This is a genomic window from Roseovarius faecimaris, assembly GCF_009762325.1.
Lineage (GTDB): Bacteria > Pseudomonadota > Alphaproteobacteria > Rhodobacterales > Rhodobacteraceae > Roseovarius > Roseovarius faecimaris.
On record NZ_CP034348.1, the window covers coordinates 1,949,222 to 1,964,563 of the forward strand.

The window sequence follows — 15,342 nt, forward strand, 5'->3', positions numbered from 1 at the left end:
CTGTCCGCTCAGCTCCCCCAGATCACCTTCACGTAGTTCCGGGTTTCCTTGAACGGCGGCACGCCGCCATATTTGATCACCGCGCCGGGGCCCGCATTATACGCCGCAAGTGCCAGGCGCCACGAGCCGAAGGTGCGGTATTGCTCCGCAAGATAACGCGCGCCTCCGTCAAGGTTCTCATACGGGTCATGCGCATTGACCCTCAGCACCCTCGCGGTGGCGGGCATCAGCTGAGCGAGGCCGATCGCCCCCTTGTGAGAGCGCGCGGTCGGTTTGAAACCGCTCTCTTGCTGCACCAATCTCAGGAAAAGATCCTCTGGCACGCCATAGCGCCGCGCCGCGTCCCGCGCCATCTGGACATACTGGCCGCGATACTTGCCCGTATAGGCCTGAACCGAACCGCTATCGCCCCATTTTGTCGGCGTGTTGATCTTTTTGGGCTGAAGGCGCACCGAGCTTTTGTATTGCTGGCTCGCGCGGCTATCGAGCACCTTTGTCTGCGATTTAAAGAGCTGGTTGCGGCTTTTCGTTGAAAAGATATCTGCCGAGGCCGTCACGGGCATGAGCAGCCCAAATGACAACAATCCAACCAAAACAGCTTTCATGACCGGCACCTGCCCCCAATCCCAGTTTCCGCGAATATAGCCATATCCAGACATAATTCCAGAACGAACCACAAGATCGGCGCGTTCTCGCGGCTTCCTGCGGTCTGAGCTCAAAATTTAGGGCCTTATTAACCATGCTGCGGTGGTGTAGGAAAGGCACGACAATGGTGAATCAGCAGGAGGGCAAGATGGCCGGATCCGTGAACAAGGTCATTCTGATTGGCAATCTGGGGCGTGACCCCGAGGTGCGCACCTTTCAGAACGGCGGAAAAGTGTGCAACCTGCGGATTGCCACCTCCGAGACCTGGAAAGACCGCAACACCGGTGAGCGGCGCGAGCGGACCGAATGGCATTCGGTGGCCATCTTCAACGAAAACCTTGCGCGCCTTGCCGAGCAATATCTGCGCAAAGGCTCCAAGGTCTACATCGAGGGTAAGCTGGAGACCCGTAAATGGCAGGATCAGTCCGGCCAGGACCGCTATACCACTGAGGTCGTGCTGCGCCCCTATGCGGGGGAGCTGACCTTTCTCGACGGCCGCGACGGGGCCGGCGGCGGCGGAGGTGGCGGCGGTGGATATGGTGGCGGCCAGTCCGGGGGCGGCTACGACCAATATGATGGCGGCGGAGGCAGCCCGCAAAGTTCGCCCTCGCGCGACATGGATGACGAAATTCCGTTCTGATCCTACCAAACCGCCCTTCGGGGCGGTTTTTCTTTAGAGCGCGTTAACCATCTTTTAGAAGCTTTACCGCACAGTCCGACCCATGCGGTTTATCCAGTCTGACACTACGCCCCTGCCCGGTCGGCCTGCTTTGCAGCAGCACCCGTTCTATGCCAACACGCTCCGCATGCTTGGGCTCGATGTCCTGCGCGTCACGGCACGTGACCCGGATCCTGCGGCGCATATCCTGGCCGTGCGCCGCCGCTTCGGGCCTTTTCGGGTGGCCTGGGTTCCCCACGGCCCGGTCTGGTCCGACACAGTGTCGTCCGAACAGCGCGTCGCGGTGCTGCACCATCTGCGCCGCGTGCTTTGCCCGTCGCATCTGCAGCTTGTCGCTGCACAAGATGCCGCTGACCAGCACATCATGAAAGGGATCGGCTTTCGCGCCCTGTCCCTGCCGCAGAGCCATGCCTGGCTTGACCTTCAGCCTGACGCCGCCACCCGCCTCGCCCGGCAGCATGGCAAATGGCGAAACCGGCTGCGCCATGCGCAATCGGCGAAGTTGAAAATCAGGGCCCGTCCCTTTTGCCCGGACCGCGACCAGAAATTGCTGACCCTCGAAGAGGCGCAACGCCGCATCAAGGGCTATCGTGCCCTGCCTGCGCGTTTTACCCATGCCTGGGCCACCTCCAACCCCGATACGGCACAGGTGTTCGAAGCGTATGAGCCTGGCGGCCTCGCCGCGTTCATTCTGGTGCTGACCCATGCACCGACGGCAACCTATCACATCGGCTGGTCCAATGAGACCGGCCGCGCCCTGTCCGCGCATAACCTGCTGCTGTGGGAGGCTGCAAACTGGCTCTCCGCGTCCGGCTATTGCGCCCTCGATCTTGGTCTGATCGACCACAAAAACGCGCCCGGCCTCACCCGGTTCAAGCTCGGCACCGGGGCCGAGATACGGACCGGCGGGGCAACCTGCCTTGCCCTGCCACGCCTGTCCCTGCCGTCATTGAGGCACAAAGCCGCGTAAACCGCCGCTTTGCCTCTGGCCTTTTCGGCAAGGCCCGTATAGGGCGCAGGCGAACAGCCAAGGAATGCCCGAATGGACCTGCGGAATATCGCGATCATCGCCCATGTCGACCATGGGAAAACCACGCTTGTCGACGAGTTGCTCAAGCAATCCGGCGCCTTTCGCGAAAACCAGGCCGTGGACGAACGCGCCATGGACAGCAACGACCTGGAACGCGAGCGCGGCATCACGATTTTCGCCAAGCCCACCTCGGTGGAATGGAAAGGCACGCGGATCAATATCGTGGACACGCCCGGCCACGCCGATTTCGGCGGCGAGGTTGAGCGGATCCTGAGCATGGTCGATGGTGTTGTTCTGCTTGTGGATGCCGCCGAAGGGCCCATGCCGCAGACCAAGTTCGTCACCTCCAAGGCTTTGGCGCTGGGGCTGCGCCCGATCGTGGTGCTCAACAAGGTCGACAAACCCGATGCCGAGCCGGACCGGGCCCTGGACGAATGCTTTGATTTGTTCGCCAATCTAGATGCCAGCGAGGATCAGCTCGATTTCCCGCATATGTATGCTTCGGGACGTTCCGGCTGGGCCGATCACGATCTTGACGGCCCCCGCCGCGACCTGAGCGCGCTGTTCGACCTCATCGTCAACCACGTTCCCGCCCCGAGGCAGCTCAAACGAGCTGACGAGGATTTCCGCATGCTGGCCACCACGCTCGGCTCCGATCCGTTTGTCGGCCGCCTGCTCACCGGCCGGGTCGAATCCGGGCGTCTCAAGGTGGGCGCCACGGTGCAGGCGCTCAGCCGCATCGGACAGAAAATCGAGAGCTTCCGCGTCACTCGCATCCAGGCATTTCGCGGGCTCAGCACGCAGGATATCGACATCGCCATGGCTGGCGACATCGTCAGCCTCGCAGGCATGTCCAAGGCCACCGTCGCCGATACGATCTGTGCGCTTGCGGTCGAAGAACCCCTTGAAGCGCAGCCGATTGACCCGCCCACCATCACCGTCACCTTTGGCATCAATGACAGCCCCCTTGCGGGCCGCGACGGCAAGAAGGTCCAATCCCGCGTGATCCGCGACCGTCTGCTGAAGGAAGCCGAATCGAATGTCGCGATCCGCGTGACGGATACGCCCGGCGGCGAAGCCTTCGAAGTGGCCGGCCGTGGCGAATTGCAGATGGGCGTGCTGATCGAGAACATGCGCCGCGAAGGGTTCGAGCTCAGCATCTCCCGCCCGCAGGTGCTGTTGCGCGATGCGGAGGATGGCGGCAAGCTTGAGCCGATCGAGGAAGTGACCATCGACGTCGATGACGACTATTCCGGTGCCGTGATCGAGAAAATCACCGGCCCCCGCAAGGGCGAGCTGGCCGAGATGCGCCCGGCCGGAGCAGGCAAGACGCGGATCATCGCCCATGTCCCCTCGCGCGGGCTGATCGGCTATCACGGTGAATTCCTGACCGACACGCGCGGCACAGGAGTGCTGAACCGGGTGTTTCACGGCTGGGCCCCGCATAAGGGGCCCATTCCGGGCCGCCGTGCTGGGGTTCTGATATCGATGGAGAACGGCGATGCCGTCGCCTATGCGCTGTGGAACCTCGAAGAACGCGGCAAGATGTTCATCAGCCCGCAGGAAAAAGTCTATACCGGCATGATCATCGGCGAACACAGCCGCGAAAACGACCTGGAAGTGAACCCGCTCAAAGGCAAGAAGCTGACCAATGTGCGCGCCTCGGGTTCGGACGAGGCCGTGCGCCTCACCCCGCCCGTGATCATGAGCCTTGAACAGGCCATTGCCTATATCGACGATGACGAGCTCGTGGAGGTCACCCCCAACGCGATCCGGCTGCGCAAGCGCTATCTCGACCCGCATGAGCGAAAGCGCCAGTCGAAATCGGCCTGATATAGATCAACGCTCTGTGCGATCTGCCTGACTAAGCTTGCGGAAGATGTCAGGGAGAATTGCCATAATGCCGCGTCGTGCCACTTTGCTGCTCGGTCTTGTCCTTGCCCGGCTGGTCGAGGCGGCAGAGCCGGTTCCCTGCACCGAAGGCAGCTTCACCGTCGACGCCCCTACCCCCGCGCTGACGCAACAGGTGTGCACGGACGCAAACCGCGCGCGTGACGTTCTGCAGCGCTGCGGCATTGTGCTTGAGCGTTCGATTGACATCCGTCTGACCCAGACCCTGCCGCCAGGCTGCATGGGAGAGTATCATTGCGGCAACGATGCGATCGTTCTGCGCACGCCTGCCTCCATGTCGATGCATCGCCAACCCGGCGCGCCCTTGTCCCATGTCTCCGAAGCGGACTATTTCCGAAGCATTGTGACCCATGAGCTCGCCCATGCGGCCTATGACACGGTGTCCTGCCCCTATCCCAGTTGTCAGGCCACGAGCGAATATCTGGCACATGCCTTACAGGTCATGTCCTTGCCGGAGGGAGATCTCAAAGCCTTTGAGGCGACACTCGACATGCAGGCCCATGTTCCGAGGGATGCCCTCAACCCCTTCATCTATGCCTTGTCGCCGGACCTGTTTCTGCGCAAGACCTGGATCCATCTGAACCAACGGCCCGATGCCTGTACCTATCTTTCGGGGATCATGGCGGGCCACATCATCATCGACAACCCGCATTTCTGACCTTACTCGGTGGTTTCCACCACCATCAGTTCGCGCTCGGCCGCTCCACGCGCATGGCTGAGCGCCTCCTGATATTCCGGGCTGTGATAGCAGGCCTCGGCGGCTTCAAGCGACGGGAACTTGGCGACCACATTGCGCGGACGGTCCTTGCCTTCCAACTGCACATAGCGCGCGGCCCGGGCGATGAAATAGCCACCGTGCTTTTCAATCGCGGGCCCGGCCAGCTTGGCATATTTGCCATAGGCTTCCTCGTCAGTCACGGTCACATGGGCAATCCACAGCGCAGGCATATTCTTCTCCTCAGTCCATACCATCGACGATGACGATATCACGTTCGCTACTCGATAGCGCAATCGGCAGAATGCGTTGATACGCCGGGGAGTTGTACCAGTCTATCGCCATCTGCCGGTTCGGAAATTCGATGATCACATGCCGGTCCGGGCACAGCCCTTCGACCTGCGTCTGTGCGCCCCCCTTCACCAGAAACCGCCCTCCAGCCTTTTCCGCGAGTGCCACGGTCTGGCTGGCATAGATCTGATAATCCTCCGGGTCGGTCACATTGATCCGGGCAATCAAATAGGCGCTCATCCTGTCCCCCTTTCAGGTCCTGACAGCGAGCCTAGCCCCCGAGCACCTGCTCCGCCGCCTTGATCGCGCTGTCGGCATTCGCGGCATCCGCACCGCCTCCCTGCGCCATGTCGGGGCGCCCGCCGCCGCCCTTGCCGCCGAGCTCCGCCACAGCGGCTCTGACCAGATCAACAGCCGAAACACGTTCGGTCAAGTCTTTCGTGACCCCGGCCGCCACAGCCGCCTTGCCTCCGGTATCGGCGATCAGCAGAACCGCGCCCGAGCCAAGTTTCGCCTTATGCTCGTCAATCAGCGGCGGAAGGTCCTTGCCCGACACACCGTTCAGCACCTGTGCGATGAACGCGATACCGCCGATGTCGCGCGGCGCGGCCGCATCGCTTTGCCCGGCTCCCCCCGCCATTGCGAGGTCACGGCGCAATTGCGCCACCTCATTGCTAAGCGCTTTTCTCTCTTCCAGAAGGCTGCGCACGCGTTCGGGCACATCGGCGGGCTGCGCTTTGAGCGCAAGCGCGGTCTCGGCCAGCCGGTGGTCCTGCTGGCTGAGATAGTCAAAGGCCGCTGCACCGGTCAACGCCTCGATCCGGCGCACCCCCGCGCTCGACGCGCTGTCGCCCAGGGTCACAAACAGACCGATATCGCCGGTCTGACGCACATGGGTGCCGCCGCACAGTTCGATCGAATAAGTCGCGCCATCGCCGCCCTTGCCCGACCCCTCTTCGCGGCCCATCGAGACAACGCGCACCTCATCGCCGTATTTCTCACCGAAAAGCGCCTGCGCGCCCAAAGCGCGGGCGTCGTCCGGCGTCATGATCCGCGTCTCCACCGGCGCATTCTGGCGGATATAGGTGTTTACCTCGCTCTCGACCCGGCTCAGTTCGTCCGGCGAGAGCGCCTTGGCGTGACTGAAGTCAAACCGCAGCCGGTCTTCTGCATTGAGCGAGCCGCGCTGCGCCACATGGTCACCCAGGGCGTTGCGCAGCGCCTCGTGCAGCAGGTGCGTGGCCGAGTGATTGGCGCGGATCGCCGAGCGGCGCGCATGATCCACCTCAAGCTCCGCCGCGCTGCCTGGGCTGATCTCGCCCTCGGTCACTTCGGCGAAATGCACGAAGACGCCGGCCAGTTTCTTCGTATCGGTGATCCGGGCGGTGCCGCTCTGGGTCCGCAACTGCCCGGTATCGCCCACCTGACCACCGGATTCGGCGTAAAACGGCGTCTGGTTAAGAACGATCTGCACCGTCTCCCCGGCCGTGGCCGATGCAACGGCGGCACCCTCGCGTACGAGCGCCACGATCTGACCCTCGGCCTTCTCCGTGTCATAGCCCAGAAAATCGGTCGTCCCGTGGGTGTCGGCCAACTCGAACCAAAGGGTCGAATCCGCCGCCTCGCCCGAGCCCGCCCAGGCGGCACGCGCCTTGGCCTTCTGTTCGGCCATCGCCGCATCGAAGCCCGCGACATCCACCTCACGGCCCTTTTCGCGCAAGGCATCCTGCGTCAGATCCAGCGGAAATCCGTAAGTATCGTAAAGCTTGAAGGCTGTCTCTCCGGGCAGGGCCTCTGCCTCGGGCAGATCCTGCAGCTCTTCATCCAGCAGCTTCAGCCCGCGATCGAGCGTCTGCTTGAACCGGGTTTCCTCCAGTTCCAGCGTCTCCTCGATCAGTGGCTGCGCCCGTCCGAGCTCGGGAAAGGCCTGACCCATCTGCGCCACCAGGGCCGGAACCAGACGGTGCATCACCGGGTCCTTGGCCCCCAGCAGATGCGCGTGCCGCATGGCCCGACGCATGATCCGGCGCAGCACATAGCCGCGCCCCTCATTCGACGGCAAAACGCCGTCGGCAATCAGGAAAGAGGTCGACCGCAGGTGGTCGGCTATCACCCGGTGATGCACATTGCCGGGGCCGTCCGGGTCCTGGTTGGTGGCATGCGCGCTCGCTTCGATCAGACTGCGCATCAGATCGGTGTCATAATTGTCATGCTTGCCCTGCAGCAGCGCGCCGATCCGTTCCAGCCCCATCCCGGTGTCGATGGACTGCATCTCCAGCTCGATCATGCTGCCATCCTCGAACCGCTCATTCTGCATAAACACGAGGTTCCAGATCTCGATAAACCGGTCACCATCCTCTTCGGCGCTGCCCGGAGGGCCGCCCCAGATGTCCGGCCCGTGGTCATAGAAGATCTCGGTGCAAGGGCCGCAGGGCCCGGTTGCCCCCATCGACCAGAAATTGTCATCCGTCGCGATGCGAATGATCCGGTCATCCGGCAGGCCCGCATATTTCTTCCAGATTTCGGCGGCCTCGTCATCCTTATGATAGACGGTGACCAGCAGTTTCGACTTGTCGAGGCCAAAATCCTTGGTCAGCAGATCCCAGGCATAGGGAATGGCCTGCTCCTTGAAATAGTCACCGAAGCTGAAATTGCCCAGCATTTCAAAGAAGGTATGATGCCGCGCGGTATAGCCGACATTGTCGAGATCGTTATGCTTGCCCCCTGCGCGCACGCATTTCTGGCTCGTCGTGGCGCGTTTATAATCGCGGTGTTCCACCCCGGTGAACAGGTTCTTGAACTGTACCATGCCGGAATTGGTGAACATCAATGTCGGGTCATTGCGCGGCACCAGCGGCGAGCTGTCCACGACCTCATGGTCATTGCGGTCGAAGAAATTGAGAAAAGTCGAGCGGATTTCGTTCAGCGTGGGCATGGTCGTCATCTTTCGCGGGGCGTTGGGCCGTGTTGAAGCGCAGATTTAGCCCCCGCCCGCGCCAGTGTCCACAGCTAGAAGAACCCAGAAAAAACGGAACGGCCCGAAGACAGTGCTCCGGGCCGTATCCTGACATACAGGATGGGCTTACCCTTCGAGGATATCGCCGTCGTCGGGCTCAGCAGCACTCTCGGGCATGTCGAAGTCGAGCCCATGCGCGGCGCGGATCTGATCCTCGATCTCAAGGGCGACGCGGGCATTGTCCTTCAGAAACTGCTTGGCGTTCTCACGGCCCTGACCGATCCGCTCATCGCCATAGCTGAACCAGCTGCCGGATTTCTCCACCACGCCTGCCTTGACCCCAAGATCGAGCAATTCGCCGGTCTTGGAAATGCCTTCACCGTACATGATGTCAAACTCGACCTGTTTGAAAGGCGGCGCGACCTTGTTCTTCACCACCTTCACGCGGGTTGCGTTGCCAACCACCTCGTCACGGTCCTTGATGGCGCCGATACGGCGGATATCAAGCCGGACGGAGCTGTAGAACTTGAGCGCATTGCCACCCGTCGTCGTCTCCGGGCTGCCGAACATCACACCGATTTTCATGCGGATCTGGTTGATGAAGATCACCGTGCATTTCGAACGGCTGATCGAGCCTGTGAGCTTGCGCATCGCCTGGCTCATCAGCCGGGCCTGGACACCGACATTGCTGTCGCCCATGTCCCCTTCGAGCTCTGATTTCGGCGTGAGGGCCGCGACCGAATCGACCACAATCATGCTCACCGCGCCCGAACGCACCAGCGTGTCGACGATCTCCAGCGATTGTTCGCCGGTGTCGGGCTGCGAGATCAGCAGTTCGTCAAGATCCACACCAAGCTTCTTGGCATAGATCGGATCGAGCGCGTGCTCGGCATCCACAAAGGCGCACACGCCGCCCTTTTTCTGCTCCTCGGCGATGCAATGCAGCGTCAGCGTCGTCTTGCCCGAACTTTCCGGGCCATAAATTTCGACGATCCGGCCCTTCGGCAGACCGCCGATCCCAAGCGCGATATCGAGACCAAGCGAGCCGGTCGAGGTCGCCTCAATATCCTGCGCCGGGTTGTCCGACCCGAGCTTCATGATCGAGCCCTTGCCGAACTGCCTTTCGATTTGCGCCAGCGCGCTGTCGAGCGCCTTTTGCTTGTCCGCCTTTGTCTTGCTGTCCATCGTCACGACTTCTGCCATTGCCATCATTTCATTCCTTATTCCACACCGTTGGCCAGGCGACAATCACTGCTTTGTTCACCTCATGTTCTCATTTTCGTAGAGACAAAAGCAGAACATTACAAGAAAATTATTCGCATCTTCACTTTCACGCCGAACAGTTAAAGAGTAGTTTACGCAAGATCGAATGAGGCCGATCCGGGAGCAAACAAAAGAAATGCTTGTGTTTTCAACGGCTCGTCTGGTGTTCCTGTCCGTCCCCAAGACCGGAACAACGGCCTATGAGGCGGCCTTGGCCCCGCTCGCCGCCATGATCGTCCTCGCTCCGCCCGAGCTGAAACATGCACCCATGTTCCGCTACAACCGGTTCTATCGCCCGGCGCTGGAGAAATTCGTCAGTGACAAGCTGGATATTCTCGCGGTAATGCGCGAGCCGGTGTCGTGGCTGGGCAGCTGGTACAGATATCGTCAGCGTGACGAACTGGACGGTCAGCGCGTCTCGACCAAGGGCGTCAGCTTTGACGAATTTGTCACCGATTATCTGAAAGGACAGCAACCGCCCCACGCCAACGTCGGTTCTCAGGTGAAGTTTCTGGAGCCACAGGCGAACGGGACCCGCGTGACGCATCTGTTTCGCTACGAGGATCAGGACGGGCTGCGGCGCTTCCTCGAAGAGCGACTCGATACGAAAATAGAAACCACGCGCCAGAACAGCTCTCCTGACATGGCGCTGGAGCTGTCGGAAAAGACGCTCGCGCGGTTCCGGCGCAAACGCCCCGACGAATTCGCGCTCTGGAACGGCATTGGATCAAATGGCGCCTATACGCCCCTGCCCTGATCAGCCCTGGACCAGTTGCCGCTGCACGGTCTCCGTCAGTTCGGTCAGCGAAAACGGTTTGGGCAGGAAAACGGAATTGGGGATTTTCGCCTGCGTGTCTCCGAAGGTTTCCTCGGCATAGCCCGACATGAACACGACACGAACCTCTGGACGGTCCTTCAACGCTTCTCTCACCCAGCTTGGCCCGTCCTTGCCGGGCATCACCACGTCGGAGACGAAAATATCGACCTGCAGTTCCTTGTCTTTCAGAAGCTCCAGCGCATCTTCGGCAGAGTCCGCCTCCAGAACACTGAAGCCGCGGAGCTGCAACGCGCGGCTGGCAAAAGCGCGCACCGGTGCTTCGTCCTCGACCAGCAACACCACACCATCCGCCTGCTCGATGGGCGTGCTGTCCGCCACCAGCTTCGGCTCCTGGTGATCCACCGCATCATAGGCGGGCAGCAATATCTGAAATTCCGTGCCCTTGCCTACGGTGCTGTTGACAAAGATGAACCCACCCGTCTGCTTGATGATGCCATAGGCGGTTGAAAGCCCCAGCCCCGTGCCCTCGCCGGTGCGCTTGGTGGTAAAGAACGGCTCAAACACTTTCTGAAGCTTGTCGCGCGGGATCCCCACACCTTCATCAATCACATGCACCGAAACATACGCGCCCGGGGCCACCACGGCCCGGTCCCGGCGCATCGGTTCGGTCAGATCGAGGTTTTTCGTCTCGATCCTGATCTCGCCCCCCTCGGGCATGGCATCACGGGCATTCACCACAAGGTTCATGATCACCTGTTCCAGCTGCCGTTTGTCTGCCCGCACCTTCGACAGCACCGGGTCATGGCTTAGCGACAGAACGACCCGCTCGCCGACCAGGCGGTTCAACAGATGCCCAAGATCGGCCAGGGTATCCTGCAAATCCAGGATTTGCGGGCGCAGCGTCTGTTTTCGCGAATACGCCAGAAGTTGACCGACAAGCGCCGCTGCACGGTTGGCGTTCTGATTGATCTGGATGAGATCGGCGTAATCCGTATCTCCCTGATCGTGACGCAGCAGAAGAAGGTCGCAATGGCCCGAAATCGCCGTCAGCAGATTGTTGAAATCATGCGCAACCCCGCCCGCCAACTGGCCAATGGCCTGCATTTTCTGGCTCTGGACGAATTGAGCGTCGAGCGATTTCAGCTTGGTCGCGTCATTCAGCACCGCGATCAGAACCGTCTCTCCCGATTCAGCGGCACGGTTCAGCGTCACCTGCGCGAAAATCTCCTTGTCCTCGCGCTTGATGCGCAAGATTTCCGAATGCACCGAGCCGCGCCCGGCGGCCGCATCGTCCAGCCAGTCGACAATCGAACGCCCCAGCCCCTCCATCACGTCGCCCAGCGTAAGCCCCTGGCAGGTTGGCACCCCGAGCAGATCCCGCGCAGGTCTGTTGGACAGCTGGATTTCCCCGGTACGGGCCAGCTTCAGCAAGGGCACCGGCAACTCGTCGAAGAACGCCCAGCCGTCTGGCTGCCGTTCCGTTGCCGCCACGCCGGGCAGCAGGAAAACCTCGCGCCGCCCGGCCACGCCTTCCAGTTCCACGGCCAGACACGAAATAGCACCCTGTTTGGTGCTGATATCGTTCAACTGGCCCGACCGCAGCGGCAGTTTCGGGCAAATGCGATCCAATGTCCGGGCGCGTTCACCAATCAGTTCACGCGCGGCCGTGTTCATAAACAATACCGCGTCGTTGCGCCCCAGAGTAAACATAGGCAACGGGATCGGATCGGTCCCACGCTGCGGGCTTTCCGCCGATTTCTCGATCCGCCAGAGGAACTGCGCCTCGCCCGCCTTATGCACGCTCAGCCGCAGATGCCCGGCACGTGTGACCACATCCTCAAACGCGGCCCCCTGCGCCGCCGCGCGTGTTTCCAGCCGGAACAGGATTGCGCCGGGATTGGCGATGATATCGTGCAGCGCCCCTGCCAGCGTTCTGGCCGTCGCGGCGTTCAACCCGGTTTTCGCCGCGGCATTGCAATACAGGATCGCCCCATCCGGCCCAGTGACAATCGACGCGGCCCTGTCATGGCCAATGAGGGTTTCAAGGGCCTGCACGCTCCCCTTGTCGATATGCGATACGGGGCGTCGGGCCACAAGGCTCCACCCGAGAAGCAGCAGCAGTGTCACACCGGTGGCCAGCAGGCTAAGCTGCATCATCCCGGCCGGAGCCCTCAGCCCGGCTGTCAGAAAGATCAGAGCCGCCGCGCCAACCAGACCCGCCCTGGGGCGAAGGGACTTGGCGGTTTTGTTCAGCTCTCCTGACGTGCTGGACGGAAATGCCAAGACACAGCCCCCTAAACAAACGATTCGATAGCGTCGGTTCTGCTCGAAAAGACTTAAGTACGACTTAACGCTAGGCAATTTTGCCCGTCAAGGTTGTTGTCCGTCAGCATCAAACCCGGACTAGCTGTGCGAGAAAGAACCCGTCGCCTGAGGCCGTGATGGCCCAATGCTCCTGCGCGCGGCAGGTCCAGTCTGGATGACGTTGAAGAAACCGGGTGATCTGCTGTGTATTCTCGCATGCGAGAACCGAGCAGGTGGCATAGGCCAGGCATCCGTCCGGCGCCACATGTGCCGCGGCATCGTCCAGAATACTGCCCTGCACCTGCACCAGGTCTTCAAGCCGGTCAGGTGTCAGCACCCATTTCGCATCCGGTGTGCGCCGCCATGTTCCGCTGCCTGAACAAGGGGCATCGCACAGGATGACGTCAAACGGGCCCGCAGAGGCAAGTGCATCCTTGGGAAGCTGCGTCACCGATATCCCCGCGCGCTCGGCTCTGGAGGCAAGATCGGCCATGCGCCCCGGCTCCGCATCATGGGCAAACCACTCGGCCTCATGCCGCGCGGCCAGCGCCAAGGTCTTGCCGCCGCCGCCCGCGCAATAGTCAAGCACCTTGGCACCAGGCGGGACTTCAAGCCGGGTCATCGCCGCCTGGCTGGAGCCGTCCTGAAGCTCGACCAGCCCATCGCGATAAGCCGCCGAAGCCGCAATGCGCGGCGCCCCCTCCAGGACCCGCAGCGCCGCGTCCGAAATCGGGTCGGCAACTGCTGTGACACCCTCTTCGGCAAGTCGGCTCAGGGCATGTTCCGTGCTGTTTTTCCGAAGGTTGACGCGCAGCATCACCGGCGCGCGGCCGGTCAGGGCCTTGGCCTGCGCCAGCGCCGCCTCTCCCAGGCTATCGCGAAAGGCGTCGATCAGCCAATCCGGCAGGTTCCAGGGCGCATCGGGGTCGTCGAGCGAAAGCGATTGTTCCTCTCCGCTGAGACCGGTCGGTGCATAACCCTCTCCGGTAAACACCTCCTCGGGCGCCTGCCCCATGTCGCGCAGCATGCCGATCATCAGCCCGCGCCCTGTCAGCCCGCCCCCGAGCATGGCAAAGCTTCGACGGGACCGCAGGGCCTGAAAGACATGGTCGCGGACCGCCCGACGATCCTTAGAGCCCGCAAAGCGCGACCGGCGCCCCCAGCCCGTCAGCGCCTTTTCGGCGGCCGTCCCGGCAAGGATGTCGTCCAACACCTCAATCGCGGCCTGAACCCGCGCCGCCGGGGTCATGCAATCACCTTAAGATTGCAATGCAGGCTTTTGATAATACTAGCCAATCCGATAGTTCGGTGATTCGCGCGTGATCTGAACATCATGCACATGGCTCTCGCGCAGCCCCGCGCCGGTGATCTTGACGAACTGGCACTCGCGACGCATCTCATCGACCGTGGCACAGCCGGTATAGCCCATCGCCGCGCGCAGGCCACCGACAAGCTGATGCAGCACCGTGCCCGCACTGCCCTTGTACGGCACCTGGCCTTCGATCCCTTCCGGCACCAGCTTGTCGCTGGCGGCATCCTTCTGGAAATACCGGTCGGCCGAGCCGCGCGCCATGGCCCCAAGCGAGCCCATGCCGCGATACGCCTTGAACGAGCGGCCCTGATAAAGGATCACCTCGCCCGGGCTTTCATCTGTGCCGGCCAGCATGGAGCCGACCATGGCGCAGGAGGCACCCGCAGCAATCGCCTTGGCAAAGTCGCCTGAAAACTTGATGCCGCCATCCGCAATGACCGGGGTATCGCCCGCGCCTTCCGCACAATCCATGATCGCGGTCAGTTGCGGCACACCCACACCCGCCACCATGCGGGTGGTGCAGATACTTCCCGGCCCGATCCCCACCTTCACCGCATCGGCCCCGGCCCCGATCAGCGCCCGGGTGGCCTCGGCGGTGGCCACATTGCCCGCGACAATCTGCACTTCGTTGCTCAGCTTCTTGGCGCGCTCGACCGCCACGGCCACCCCTTCGGAATGGCCGTGAGCCGTGTCGATCACAATCATATCGACGCCGGCATCGACCAGGGCCCGAGACCGCTCGAACCCGGCATCGCCCACGGTGGAGGCCGCCGCCACGCGCAAACGGCCCAGTTTATCCTTGCAGGCCGAAGGGTTCAGCACCGCCTGTTCGGTATCCTTCAGCGTCAACAGCCCGGTCAGCTTGCCCTGCCCGTCCGTTACCAGAAGTTTCTCGATACGGCGCGCTTTCATCAGGCTCTTGGCCTCGTCGAGATCGGCCGGTTCCTGCAAGATCGCCAGGTCATTCGAGGTCATCATCACGCTCACCGGCGTGGCGTCATCCTCGGCAAAGCGCATGTCGCGATTGGTCACGATCCCAACGACGCGGCCCGTGCCATCCACCACCGGAAAGCCGGTAACGTTATAGCGTGCCTGCAATTCCTTGGCATCCGCCAGGGTCTGATCCGCCGTCAGGGTGATGGGGTTATAGACGATCCCGCTCTCAAAGCGCTTCACCCGCCGGACTTCGCGCGCCTGTTCCTCGATATCCAGATTGCGGTGCACCACCCCCATGCCGCCCGCCTGCGCCATGCAGATGGCCATCTGGCTTTCGGTCACCGTGTCCATGGCCGAGCTCAAGAGCGGGATGTTGAGGTCGATGGAGCGGGTCACGCGGGTGCGTGTGTCGGCGGTATTGGGCAACACGCTCGACTTCGCGGGAACCAGCAGAACATCATCGAAGGTAAGGGCCTCACGAATCTCCATCGCATCTCTCCATGGCAAGGATCGTTTGGCGGT

The 15,342-nt window shown here is 61.9% G+C and carries 13 protein-coding genes; 5 read left to right on the plus strand and 8 right to left on the minus strand.

What is annotated here, in order from left to right:
• Positions 1-8: 8 nt before the first annotated feature.
• Positions 9-605 (minus strand): lytic transglycosylase domain-containing protein, encoded by a 597-nt coding sequence (locus EI983_RS10035; RefSeq protein WP_157707272.1) that lies wholly within the window; start codon positions 603-605, stop codon positions 9-11.
• 188 nt (positions 606-793) lie between these two features.
• Between EI983_RS10035 and ssb the strand changes: the two genes are divergently transcribed.
• The 4 genes from ssb to EI983_RS10055 all read left to right on the plus strand — a co-directional run bounded on the left by ssb (position 794) and on the right by EI983_RS10055 (position 4,923).
• On the plus strand, positions 794-1,285 hold the full coding sequence (gene ssb / locus EI983_RS10040) for a single-stranded DNA-binding protein (protein WP_157707273.1): 492 nt from the start codon (positions 794-796) through the stop codon (positions 1,283-1,285).
• Positions 1,286-1,367: 82 nt separating this feature from the next.
• Positions 1,368-2,294 (plus strand): GNAT family N-acetyltransferase, encoded by a 927-nt coding sequence (locus tag EI983_RS10045; RefSeq protein ID WP_157707274.1) that lies wholly within the window; start codon positions 1,368-1,370, stop codon positions 2,292-2,294.
• Positions 2,295-2,366: 72 nt separating this feature from the next.
• Positions 2,367-4,187 (plus strand): translational GTPase TypA, encoded by a 1,821-nt coding sequence (gene typA / locus EI983_RS10050; protein ID WP_157707275.1) that lies wholly within the window; start codon positions 2,367-2,369, stop codon positions 4,185-4,187.
• Positions 4,188-4,254: 67 nt separating this feature from the next.
• Positions 4,255-4,923: a hypothetical protein gene (locus tag EI983_RS10055; RefSeq protein ID WP_157707276.1), complete on the plus strand. Its 669-nt coding sequence runs from the start codon at positions 4,255-4,257 to the stop codon at positions 4,921-4,923.
• Positions 4,924-4,925: 2 nt separating this feature from the next.
• Here the strand turns inward: EI983_RS10055 and EI983_RS10060 are convergent, their stop codons facing one another.
• From EI983_RS10060 to recA, 4 genes are all read right to left on the minus strand, one after another.
• Positions 4,926-5,213, minus strand: coding sequence for a DUF1330 domain-containing protein (locus tag EI983_RS10060; RefSeq protein WP_157707277.1), 288 nt, complete (start codon positions 5,211-5,213; stop codon positions 4,926-4,928).
• 10 nt (positions 5,214-5,223) lie between these two features.
• Positions 5,224-5,511, minus strand: a complete 288-nt coding sequence (locus tag EI983_RS10065; protein WP_157707278.1) for a DUF1330 domain-containing protein — start codon at positions 5,509-5,511, stop codon at positions 5,224-5,226.
• Between the two features lie 31 nt (positions 5,512-5,542).
• Positions 5,543-8,206: an alanine--tRNA ligase gene (gene alaS, locus EI983_RS10070; protein ID WP_157707279.1), complete on the minus strand. Its 2,664-nt coding sequence runs from the start codon at positions 8,204-8,206 to the stop codon at positions 5,543-5,545.
• 147 nt (positions 8,207-8,353) lie between these two features.
• On the minus strand, positions 8,354-9,436 hold the full coding sequence (gene recA, locus EI983_RS10075) for a recombinase RecA (RefSeq protein ID WP_198389271.1): 1,083 nt from the start codon (positions 9,434-9,436) through the stop codon (positions 8,354-8,356).
• 190 nt (positions 9,437-9,626) lie between these two features.
• On the opposite strand from recA, the gene EI983_RS10080 reads away from it, so the two are divergent.
• Positions 9,627-10,247, plus strand: coding sequence for a gamma-glutamyl kinase (locus tag EI983_RS10080; RefSeq protein ID WP_157707280.1), 621 nt, complete (start codon positions 9,627-9,629; stop codon positions 10,245-10,247).
• Here the strand turns inward: EI983_RS10080 and EI983_RS10085 are convergent, their stop codons facing one another.
• The 3 genes from EI983_RS10085 to guaB all read right to left on the minus strand — a co-directional run bounded on the left by EI983_RS10085 (position 10,248) and on the right by guaB (position 15,309).
• Entirely contained in the window at positions 10,248-12,425 is a 2,178-nt protein-coding gene (locus EI983_RS10085; protein WP_157709052.1) for a hybrid sensor histidine kinase/response regulator, read from the minus strand. It abuts the gene before it with no gap.
• 235 nt (positions 12,426-12,660) lie between these two features.
• Positions 12,661-13,821: an RsmB/NOP family class I SAM-dependent RNA methyltransferase gene (locus EI983_RS10090; RefSeq protein WP_157707281.1), complete on the minus strand. Its 1,161-nt coding sequence runs from the start codon at positions 13,819-13,821 to the stop codon at positions 12,661-12,663.
• Positions 13,822-13,860: 39 nt separating this feature from the next.
• Complete coding sequence (gene guaB, locus EI983_RS10095) at positions 13,861-15,309, minus strand: IMP dehydrogenase (protein ID WP_157707282.1); 1,449 nt, start codon at positions 15,307-15,309, stop codon at positions 13,861-13,863.
• Between the last annotated feature and the right edge of the window lie 33 nt (positions 15,310-15,342).

Bases quoted from the DNA above. Each gene is read 5' to 3' on its own strand.
- EI983_RS10035 (WP_157707272.1), bottom strand. From the start codon at position 605: ATGAAAGCTGTTTTGGTTGGATTGTTGTCATTTGGGCTGCTCATGCCC.
- ssb (WP_157707273.1), top strand. From the start codon at position 794: ATGGCCGGATCCGTGAACAAGGTCATTCTGATTGGCAATCTGGGGCGT.
- EI983_RS10045 (WP_157707274.1), top strand. From the start codon at position 1,368: ATGCGGTTTATCCAGTCTGACACTACGCCCCTGCCCGGTCGGCCTGCT.
- typA (WP_157707275.1), top strand. From the start codon at position 2,367: ATGGACCTGCGGAATATCGCGATCATCGCCCATGTCGACCATGGGAAA.
- EI983_RS10055 (WP_157707276.1), top strand. From the start codon at position 4,255: ATGCCGCGTCGTGCCACTTTGCTGCTCGGTCTTGTCCTTGCCCGGCTG.
- EI983_RS10060 (WP_157707277.1), bottom strand. From the start codon at position 5,213: ATGCCTGCGCTGTGGATTGCCCATGTGACCGTGACTGACGAGGAAGCC.
- EI983_RS10065 (WP_157707278.1), bottom strand. From the start codon at position 5,511: ATGAGCGCCTATTTGATTGCCCGGATCAATGTGACCGACCCGGAGGAT.
- alaS (WP_157707279.1), bottom strand. From the start codon at position 8,206: ATGCCCACGCTGAACGAAATCCGCTCGACTTTTCTCAATTTCTTCGAC.
- recA (WP_198389271.1), bottom strand. From the start codon at position 9,436: ATGGCAATGGCAGAAGTCGTGACGATGGACAGCAAGACAAAGGCGGAC.
- EI983_RS10080 (WP_157707280.1), top strand. From the start codon at position 9,627: ATGCTTGTGTTTTCAACGGCTCGTCTGGTGTTCCTGTCCGTCCCCAAG.
- EI983_RS10085 (WP_157709052.1), bottom strand. From the start codon at position 12,425: ATGATGCAGCTTAGCCTGCTGGCCACCGGTGTGACACTGCTGCTGCTT.
- EI983_RS10090 (WP_157707281.1), bottom strand. From the start codon at position 13,821: ATGACCCCGGCGGCGCGGGTTCAGGCCGCGATTGAGGTGTTGGACGAC.
- guaB (WP_157707282.1), bottom strand. From the start codon at position 15,309: ATGGAGATTCGTGAGGCCCTTACCTTCGATGATGTTCTGCTGGTTCCC.